Source organism: Rhodococcus sp. P3_B8 (assembly GCF_056402775.1).
This window is the reverse complement of the sequence record NZ_JBFUGT010000014.1, coordinates 78927-87871: the sequence shown is the minus strand read 5'-3', so window position 1 is coordinate 87871 and position 8945 is coordinate 78927. Positions and strand designations below refer to the sequence as shown.

The window sequence follows — 8945 nt, the reverse complement described above, 5'->3', positions numbered from 1 at the left end:
ATATAATGGTTAGACCGATACTGCAATGAGCTTCAACGCTCGGTCAGCGCAGACTCCATACGGGGGAGCGTTTTTCGCGAAACGCAGTGACACCCTCGACGATGTCGTCGGTGGTGAATGCGAGAGCGAGCTGGGATTGCAGCGCCGAGAGGGCGTCGGGCAGCGACATGTCACGGGTGTTGTTGATCGCCTCCTTGCCGAGACGCATGAGAAGCGGCGATTTACTCGCGAGCCGGCGCGCCCATTCCCGAACCACGGCATCGAACTCGCCATCCGGAATCACCCGATTCACGAGCCCGAGTTCGAGTGCGTCTGCGGCGGGGATCGACTCGCCGCACATCATCAACTCGTTCGCCTTGAGCCGCCCGACGTTCCGGTAGATGAGAGCGGAGATCATGAAGGGAAAGACGCCGACATTGATCTCCGGGCACCCGAACCGCACCGACTCCTTGGCGAGGACGAAGTCACAGGCCAGCGCGAGCCCGAACGCCCCCGCGAGCACGTCGCCACCGGCCGCGCAGATCACCGGTTTCCCGAGGCCGCCGATGAGCCGGTAGAGCCTCGGGAATCGGTCCAGTCCGGCATATTTGACGATCGTGGGGGCATCGCTCGCGAACGCCTTGAGGTCACCACCCGCCGAGAAGATCTTCTCGTGCGACGAGGCCAGGACGACAACCCTCACGTCGTCGTCCCCGCGTGCGCGTTCGAGCGCGGCGAGAAGCTCGTCGAGCAGGTCGTCGGACAGCGCGTTGCGGGTTTCGGGGCGATCGAGGGTGACGACGGCGATGTGCTCGTCGACGTCGTATCGCACAGGGTGCGCCATGGTGCCGATCCTTCCAGTTTGGTCGTACCATTCGACCCTAGTACGGACCGGGCGTCGGGAACAAGAATTCATTCGAAGGACTTTCCCCGGAATGCGTGACGCGATTGGACTGACCATATACATTGATATTGAGGCTGCAGACGATGACGAACGCCCCGGTGACACCTTCTCTATACTGTGCGTTGTGTCACAGGTGCGGCAGCCGCGGCGCAAGGAGTGGTGAGTGGTCATTTCGACGAGTTCGTTCGAGCTTGCCGAGCAGGCAGTTGCCGAGTTGCTGGAGCTACTCGGGAGCGAGCCGAACCTCATCCGCTTGGCGGACGGCGAGCCGGATCCGACTGTGATCCGCGCGTTCGCGGCCCGGAAACTGCGGGAAGGCCTCGACTCACCCGAGCAGGCCCTTCGCCTCGCGGAACTCGTGACGCAACTAGACACCGCGAGCCGCGACGACATCGCTCGCCGACTACGCGTGCACACCGAGCAGTTCGAGGCGTTGCAGCAGGTAGTCCGCGCCATCGATGCCGAAGCCGACCAGGTCGCCCGCATCGTGACGCAGGAGCTGTGCACGAGCCTGGGATACGGCAAGGCGATGTTCTCCGTGGTTCGCGGTTCCACCTGGTCTCCCATCGCGCTAGCGGTCAATCCCGAGCTGACCGGCGACTTCCACGAACTCGTCACGGCGATCGACGGCCGGGAGATCTCGCTGCGCGAGGCGCCCCGCGAGGCCGAATTGGTCCGCCGCCGCCGGCCGTATGCCGTGGACGGCGTGGACACCTACCGGCACACGTACCGCCCTCTCATCGATCTGTCGCGTCCGGCGGGATACCTCGCGGTCCCCGTGGTCGTCGACTCGCGAGCGGTGGCGATGATTCACGTGGACCGCCAGAGCGATAGCTTGTCCGACACCGACGTCCACATGGTCGGAGCGCTGGCGGGTGTCTGCGCCTCGGCGAAGGAGCGCGCCGCCCTGCGGCAGCAGATCTCTGCGCGCAACGAGCACGTCGACGCCGAGGTCCAACGGCTCAGCCGGGCGTTGCGACACCTCGAGCAGGCGCCCGTCACGATGCCGGACCTGGCCACCCCCGAAGTGCCGCGCGCCGGCGCAGCAAGCGTGGACGAGACCACGCAGGTAGCGATCGTTCCCCGCGCACACACGCTGACCGGTCGGGAGCGGGAAGTACTCACGCTGATGGCGACGGGAGCGACCAATGCGGCCATCTCCCGTCGGCTGTGTATTTCCGATGGCACCGTCAAATCCCACGTCCAGCGGATCTTCAAGAAGCTCGGCGCCTCGACGCGAGCCGAGGTGGCAGCGCTGTGTGCCCATGCCAAGACGGTGAACGGTGGCTGACGAGCTCGATCGGGCCATCTCGGACACCCTCGCCGAAATGCGCACGGCCACTTCGGAGCACGCGGTTGAACTCGGGAGGAGGCTGGTCGATCTCCTCGACCGCAGGAACGCACTCGCCGCGACGCGCACTGCCGACATCGGTGCACTCGCGAAGAATATCGATCGCGCCGTCCACGCACTCGACGACGCCGCATCGAGTGCGGAACTCGTGCGGCGAGCGTGCGAGTGTGTCGCCGAACTCTGCTCCGCGGACAAGGTTATGCTCTCGCGAGTCGACGGCGACCGGATCATTCCCCTCGCCTCGTTCAGCGCCGAACCCGACACGACACCCGCTCTGCCCGCCGAGTTCGACCTCCCGGCAGGTTCTCCCGAAGCGCGCACCCTCGAGACGAACACGATCATGGTCGGCTCCCAGATTCCCGTCGAAATGCGAGAGGCGCTGGGCGCGAACGGTTTCACCATCGTGCCCGTCGTCGTCGACGGGACTGCTGCGGCGCTCGTCCATGTCGGGACACCATTGGACGGATCACGACGCCACGCCCTGGGCGTATTCGCCGAGGTGCTCGGCGGATGCTTCGAGCGAGTCGGACTCGAATCTCGTCGCGACCGCCAGGACGCCCTCCTCCGGGAAAGCGCCCAGCGGTGGAGCAGCGACACCGAGTTCGACGCAGTGACCGTACGAGGATCTACCGACCTCGATGCCGAGCACGACGCCGAGCGCCGCCTGCTCGACCCGCTGACCGAACGCGAGGCGGATGTGGTCCGGCTGATTCTCACCGGGGCGTCGAACTCCACGATCGCCGCCGAACTGTTCATCACTGTCGACACGGTCAAGTCCCATGTGAAACGCATCCTCCGAAAACTCGGCGCCACCAACCGCGCCGAGCTGATCGCGAAGTATCAGTCCTCCACCCGGTGACACGACCGGAGAGCGTCAGGCGTCCGAGGACGGCACGGTCACCGTGACGGTGTCCACGTCCGGTGTCAGCACGAGCTGGCACGCGAGGCGGGAGCACGGCTGGACGCCGTCGAGGAACTCGAGGAGGTCCTGTTCCTCCAATGTCGGCTCTTCAAAGGCCGGTGTGGATTCCTCGTCCAGGTACACGTGGCACGTGGCGCACGAGCAGCTACCGCCGCATTCGGCGACGATGCCGGGGAGGTTGTTCCGCACCGACCCGTCCATCACGCTCTGGCCGGCGGGGACGTCGACGGACGACGTCGAGCCGTCGGGGAGCTGGTATACGACGGTGGGCATGGCGATCTCCTTCGGATTGATCGGTGAACATGTGCGCGGTTCCGGCCGCGTTCTGTACCAAAATTGTGTCGCGGGTCACTGATCCGCCACATCACCACTTCGGCGGATTACCCCCCTCCGGTGGGGTGAAGTTGCGCTGCATACGGCCGCCGGGCGACCGCGTGACCCAGCACACATACCCCGTTAGGTAGACGACTTTCGATCAATGGTGTGATGCCCCTCACTCTCGTGGCTGACAGGCTGAAGTCACTCCAGTCGGCGAGGGCGCCGCGACAGACGGCGCCGGAACTCACTGCACCACGAAGGGGAATTGATGAGCACTACAGAGCAGGTCACGGAACTGATTCCGGACACCGTCGCCCGTCAGATCGTTCTACCCGAGGGACACCGGGACAACGATGCGTTGTTCGAGGCCTACCGCTGGCTACGGGAGAACAACCCCCTGGGCCGCGCCGAGATCGAGGGCTACGACCCCATCTGGTTGGTGAGCAAGCACGCCGACATCATGGAGATCGAACGCCAGCCCGGCATCTTCACCAGCGCGGGCGGCGAGGACAAGGGCTCCGTCAACCCGATCCTGGCGAACCAGGCCGGCGACCAGTTCACCAAGAGCATCAACAACGGCAGCCTTCGCATCCTCGAGACCCTCACCTACCTCGACCCACCGGAGCACACCGCGATCAAGGACATCGCGCTGGACTGGTTCCGGCCGACCAACCTCGCGAAGTGGGAAACGGTCATCCGCGACCTGGCGAAGGCCGCCGTCGGCAGGCTCCGCGAGACGGATGGGCGGGTCGACTTCGTCAAGGACTTCGCGCTCCACTACCCCCTGCACGTCATCATGAGCTTGTTCGGGGTGCCCGAGGAAGACGAGCCCCGCATGATGGCCCTCACGCAGGAGTTCTTCGGCACCGCCGATCCCGACGCCGCCCGTGAGGACGTCGAACCCCTCACCCCGGACGCAGCCGCGAAGCAGTGGGTGGCCACGATCCAGGACTTCTACGCGTACTTCCAGAGGCTGCTGCAGGACCGGCGCGCCAACCCCCGCGACGACCTCGCGACGATCATCTCGGTGGCCCGCGACGAGAGCGGCGAGTACTACCCCAACGAGGTTGCCTACGGATACTTCATCGCGATCGCCACTGCGGGGCATGACACCACGTCGAGCACGCTCGCCGGCGGCATGCTCGAACTCGGCCGCAACCCCGAGCTGCTGGCGAAGGCGAAAGCGGACCTGGCGCTCGCGCCGCACATCGTCAACGAGTCGCTGCGCTGGGCGTCGCCGGTCAAGCACTTCATGCGTCAGGCAACCCAGGACTACACGCTCCGCGGTCGCGACATCAAGAAGGGCGACCGCTTCATGCTGCTGTACCAGTCGGGCAACCGCGACGCGGATGCCATCCCGGACCCCGACCGTTTCGATTACACCCGCAGGCCCAACAAGCACATCGCCTTCGGCTACGGCCCGCACATGTGCATCGGCCAGCACCTGGCGAAGCTGGAACTCCGAATCATGTTCGAGGAGTTGCTCCCCCACATCGAGTCGCTCGAGTTGGTGGACGACACCAAGATGATCCAGACCAACTTCGTCGGTGGCCTCAAGAACATGCCCGTCAAGATCGAGTTCACCGGTTGACACGATGACCACAGCACACCCGTCACCCACCGTGGTGATCGTCGGGGCCGGGCATGCCGGCGGCACGCTCGCCGGCATGCTGCGGCAGCAGAAGTTCGACGGCCGAATCGTCCTCTGCGGCGAGGAGCCGCATCCGCCGTATCACCGCCCTCCGCTGTCGAAAAAATACGCCGACGACGAGTTCGTCCAGTGGCTCAAACCGGAAACGTTCTACGCCGACAATCAGATCGAAACCCGGCTGGGCGATCCGGTCGTCCGGATCGATCGCGACGCCCGAACCGCGACGACGGCGTCCGGCACAGTCCTCGAGTACACGACGCTCGTCCTCGCGACGGGCGCCGCGCCGCGAACCCTGACGCTGCCGGGAAGCGATCTCGAGGGTGTTCTCAGCCTGCGCACCCTCGCCGACGCCACCCTGCTCCGCGACGCCGTGCACACCGGATCGGCACTCGCCATCATCGGCGGTGGGTACGTGGGTCTCGAGGTCGCAGCGTCGGCCCGCGCTCGTGGATGCGAAGTCACGGTGATCGAACGGGAGGACCGGGTCCTGGCGCGGGTGGCCAGCCCGGAACTGTCGACGGTCCTCACCGAGTTCCACCGGGACCGCGGGACCCACATCCGCACGGGCGCGGAGGTTCGGGAGATCACCGGGACGGCGGGTCGAGTCGACGGTGTCGTGCTCGGCGACGGAACCGAAATCCCCTGCGACCTGGTGCTGGTGGGTGTCGGCGCGATCCCGAACGACGCTCTGGCACGCGAATCGGGCATCGACTGTATGGCGGGCATTGTGGTCGACGGTTCGGCACACACCTGCGATCCGAACGTCCTCGCGATCGGTGACGTCACCTACCGCCTGCACGACACGCTCGGCAAGATGGTGCGGCTCGAAAGTATCCCCAGCGCAGTCGAACAGGCGAAGCAGGCGGCGGCAGTCATCATGAATGCGCCCCTGCCGCCGCACGAGGTGCCGTGGTTCTGGTCCGACCAGTTCGACCTGAAGATGAAGATGGCGGGAATGGTCGGTCCGGACACCCGGGCGGTCCTGCGAGGCAGCCCGTCCGAGTCCTCCTTCGCCCTGTTCCACCTCGACAGCGACGGGATACCTGTCGCCGTCGAGACCGTCAACGCCGCAGCAGAATTCATGGCAGGCAAGAAGTTCATCGGCAACCGCACCAAGATCGACGCCACTGCTCTCGCCGATCCCGTCATCTCGTTGCGGGAGACCGTTCTCTGAGTATCTCGATTCCGGCCGGCCCTTCCCGGGCCGGCCCACAAGACATGGAGTATGTGATGATGGAAGCACTCGCAGCAGTCGCGAGAGAACCGCACACCGAGTTCACCCTCGAACCGATCACCATCGAAGGCCCCCGGGCCGGTGAAGTACTCGTGGAGATCGAGGCGGTCGGCATCTGCCACACCGACCTCGCCGCCCGCGACGGCGCCCTCCCCACCGCACTGCCCGCCGTCCTCGGCCACGAAGGATGCGGCGTCGTCCGCGCCGTCGGCGACGGCGTCACCAAGGTCGCCCCCGGCGACCGGGTCGCCATCACCTTCAACAGCTGCGGCACCTGCCCGTCCTGCACCACCGGAGCACCGTCCTACTGCCACCAGTTCATGCACCTCGCCTACGACGGCGTCCGCGACGACGGCACCGGTCCGATCACCACCACCGACGGTGAGTCGCTGACCGGCCTGTTCTTCGGACAATCCTCCTTCGCCACCCACAGCCTCGCGTTCGAACGCAACGTCGTGAAGGTCCCCGACGACGTCCCCGCCGAACTCCTCGCACCCCTGGGCTGCGGGATCCAGACCGGCGCAGGCGCAGTCCTGCGCTCGCTGAACTGCCGACCCGGATCGGCGATCCTCATCGCCGGCGCCGGATCCGTCGGGCTGGCCGCCGTCATGGGCGCCGTCGTCCGGGGCTGCAGCACCATCATCGCCGTCGAACCGCACCAGTCGAGGCGCGACGTCGCTCTCGAACTCGGCGCCACCCACGTGATCGACCCCGCCGCCGGCCCCCTCGCCGAGCAGGTCCGGACCGTCATCCCCGCCGGGGTGGACTACGCCATCGACACATCCGGCGTTGCCGCCGTCATCGAATCACTCGTCGGCGCCATGACGTTCCACGGCAAGATCGGACTCATCGGCGTGCCCGCCGACCCCGAATCCTCGGTTCCGCTGAACATCATCAACTCCCTTGCCATGGGCCTGACCATCACCGGAATCATCGAGGGCGACAGCGTTCCCGACGAGTTCATCCCCGAACTGGTCGAGCTCTACAAGTCGGGCAGATTCCCGCTCGACAAGCTCGTCACCACGTTCCCCTTCACGAAGATCAACGACGCCGTCGACGCCCAGCACCGCGGCGAGGTCCTCAAACCCGTCCTCGTCCACGACTGACCACCCGCACCCGAACCACTCACGAAGGACACCCGATGACGATCGACTACCCCGATCTCTACATCCGCGGCGAATGGGCACGGCCGTCCGGCGACGCGACCATCCCGGTTATCTCCCCGACCACCGAGCAGCAAATCGGCTCCGTTCCCGAGGGCACCGAGACCGACATCGACGACGCCGTCTACGCCGCCCGCACCGCGCTCACCGACTGGGGGTCCCGGACCGCGGCCCAGCGCGCCGAGGTCCTGGGCCGCTTCGCCGACGAACTCGAATCCCGCGCCGAAGACACCGCCACCCGCGTGAGCAGCCAGAACGGCATGCCCATCACCCTCGCCCGGCAGTTCGAAGGCGGCTTTCCACCCGTTCTGCTGCGCTACTACGCCGAAATGGCCGTGAAACAGGAAGACGAGATCCGGCCCGGCATGCTCGGCGGTTCCACCCTCGTCACCCGCTCCCCGATCGGCGTCGTCGGCGCCATCGTCCCGTGGAACGTGCCGCAGGCCATCACATTCCTCAAACTCGCCCCCGCCCTCGCCGCCGGGTGCACCGTCGTCCTCAAACCCTCCCCCGAGACCGTCCTCGACGCGTTCCTCATGGCCGAGGCCGGCATCGCCGCCGGCCTTCCAGCGGGGGTGCTCAACATCGTCCCCGGCGGACGCGACCTCGGCGCCTACCTCGTCGCCCACCCCGGCATCGACAAGGTCTCCTTCACCGGCTCCACCACCGCCGGCCGCGCCATCGGCCGCACCTGCGGCGAACTGCTCCGCCCTGTCACCCTCGAACTCGGCGGCAAATCCGCCGCCGTCATTCTCGATGACGCCGACCTGGTAGCGAACCTCGAATCCTTCTACGCCGCAACCCTGCTCAACAACGGTCAGATCTGCTGGCTCGGGACCCGCGTCCTCGCACCCCGATCCCGCTACGCCGAGATCGTCGACACCATCACCGACCTCGCCAAAGGACTGACCGTCGGCGATCCACTGTCCGACACCACCCAGATGGGACCACTCGTCTCGTCCCGGCAACGCGACCGCGTCGAGGGCTACATCGAGAAGGGCCGCTCCGACGGCGGCCGGGTCACCGCGGGCGGCGGCAGGCCCGCCGACACCACACACGGCTGGTTCGTCGAACCCACCGTCTTCGCCGACGTGCAGACCGGCCACACCATCGCGCAGGAGGAAATCTTCGGACCCGTCCTGTCCGTCATCCCCTACACCGACGAAACCGAAGCGATCGCGATCGCCAACCACTCCGACTACGGACTCGGCGGCTCCATCTGGACCGCCGACCCCGAACGCGGCGCCCAGTTCGCCCGGGGCATCGCCAGCGGAACCGTCGGCATCAACGGCTACTCCAACGACCCCACCGCCCCCTTCGGCGGAATCAAGAACAGCGGCCTCGGCCGCGAACTCGGACCCGAGGGCCTTGCGAGCTACCAGCAGCTCAAGAGCATCTACCTCGACGTTCGATGACCCGGTCG

General features: G+C 66.4%; 8 protein-coding genes. 6 read left to right on the top strand and 2 right to left on the bottom strand.

Annotated elements, in window-relative coordinates; all coding sequences use genetic code 11:
* Positions 1-43: 43 nt before the first annotated feature.
* Entirely contained in the window at positions 44-823 is a 780-nt protein-coding gene (locus tag AC1D1G_RS08780; RefSeq protein ID WP_477951746.1) for an enoyl-CoA hydratase/isomerase family protein, read from the bottom strand.
* A 223-nt stretch (positions 824-1046) separates the two neighbouring features.
* Here AC1D1G_RS08780 and AC1D1G_RS08775 point away from each other — a divergent pair, with 223 nt between their 5' ends.
* Both AC1D1G_RS08775 and AC1D1G_RS08770 read left to right on the top strand, forming a co-directional pair.
* Complete coding sequence (locus tag AC1D1G_RS08775; RefSeq protein ID WP_477951745.1) at positions 1047-2174, top strand: LuxR C-terminal-related transcriptional regulator; 1128 nt, start codon at positions 1047-1049, stop codon at positions 2172-2174.
* Positions 2167-3093: a helix-turn-helix transcriptional regulator gene (locus AC1D1G_RS08770; RefSeq protein WP_477951744.1), complete on the top strand. Its 927-nt coding sequence runs from the start codon at positions 2167-2169 to the stop codon at positions 3091-3093. Before AC1D1G_RS08775 ends, AC1D1G_RS08770 begins: the two co-directional genes overlap by 8 nt.
* 15 nt (positions 3094-3108) lie before the next feature.
* On the opposite strand, the gene AC1D1G_RS08765 is transcribed toward AC1D1G_RS08770, so the two are convergent.
* Complete coding sequence (locus AC1D1G_RS08765) at positions 3109-3429, bottom strand: 2Fe-2S iron-sulfur cluster-binding protein (RefSeq protein ID WP_005560231.1); 321 nt, start codon at positions 3427-3429, stop codon at positions 3109-3111.
* A gap of 313 nt (positions 3430-3742) precedes the next feature.
* On the opposite strand from AC1D1G_RS08765, the gene AC1D1G_RS08760 reads away from it, so the two are divergent.
* From AC1D1G_RS08760 to AC1D1G_RS08745, 4 genes are read left to right on the top strand one after another with little or no spacing between them, the layout of a single operon-like run.
* A complete protein-coding gene (locus tag AC1D1G_RS08760; protein ID WP_477951743.1) occupies positions 3743-5065 on the top strand; it encodes a cytochrome P450 in 1323 nt (440 codons plus the stop codon).
* 4 nt (positions 5066-5069) lie between these two features.
* The gene (locus tag AC1D1G_RS08755; protein WP_477951742.1) at positions 5070-6299 is read left to right on the top strand and encodes an NAD(P)/FAD-dependent oxidoreductase; all 1230 of its coding nucleotides are present in this window, start codon (positions 5070-5072) and stop codon (positions 6297-6299) included.
* 59 nt (positions 6300-6358) lie between these two features.
* A complete protein-coding gene (locus AC1D1G_RS08750) occupies positions 6359-7465 on the top strand; it encodes an NAD(P)-dependent alcohol dehydrogenase (RefSeq protein WP_477951748.1) in 1107 nt (368 codons plus the stop codon).
* Positions 7466-7500: 35 nt separating this feature from the next.
* Positions 7501-8937, top strand: coding sequence for an aldehyde dehydrogenase (locus tag AC1D1G_RS08745; RefSeq protein WP_477951741.1), 1437 nt, complete (start codon positions 7501-7503; stop codon positions 8935-8937).
* The last annotated feature ends 8 nt before the right edge of the window (positions 8938-8945 follow it).

Bases quoted from the DNA above. Each gene is read 5' to 3' on its own strand.
- AC1D1G_RS08780 (WP_477951746.1), bottom strand. From the start codon at position 823: ATGGCGCACCCTGTGCGATACGACGTCGACGAGCACATCGCCGTCGTC.
- AC1D1G_RS08765 (WP_005560231.1), bottom strand. From the start codon at position 3,429: ATGCCCACCGTCGTATACCAGCTCCCCGACGGCTCGACGTCGTCCGTC.
- AC1D1G_RS08760 (WP_477951743.1), top strand. From the start codon at position 3,743: ATGAGCACTACAGAGCAGGTCACGGAACTGATTCCGGACACCGTCGCC.
- AC1D1G_RS08755 (WP_477951742.1), top strand. From the start codon at position 5,070: ATGACCACAGCACACCCGTCACCCACCGTGGTGATCGTCGGGGCCGGG.
- AC1D1G_RS08750 (WP_477951748.1), top strand. From the start codon at position 6,359: ATGGAAGCACTCGCAGCAGTCGCGAGAGAACCGCACACCGAGTTCACC.
- AC1D1G_RS08745 (WP_477951741.1), top strand. From the start codon at position 7,501: ATGACGATCGACTACCCCGATCTCTACATCCGCGGCGAATGGGCACGG.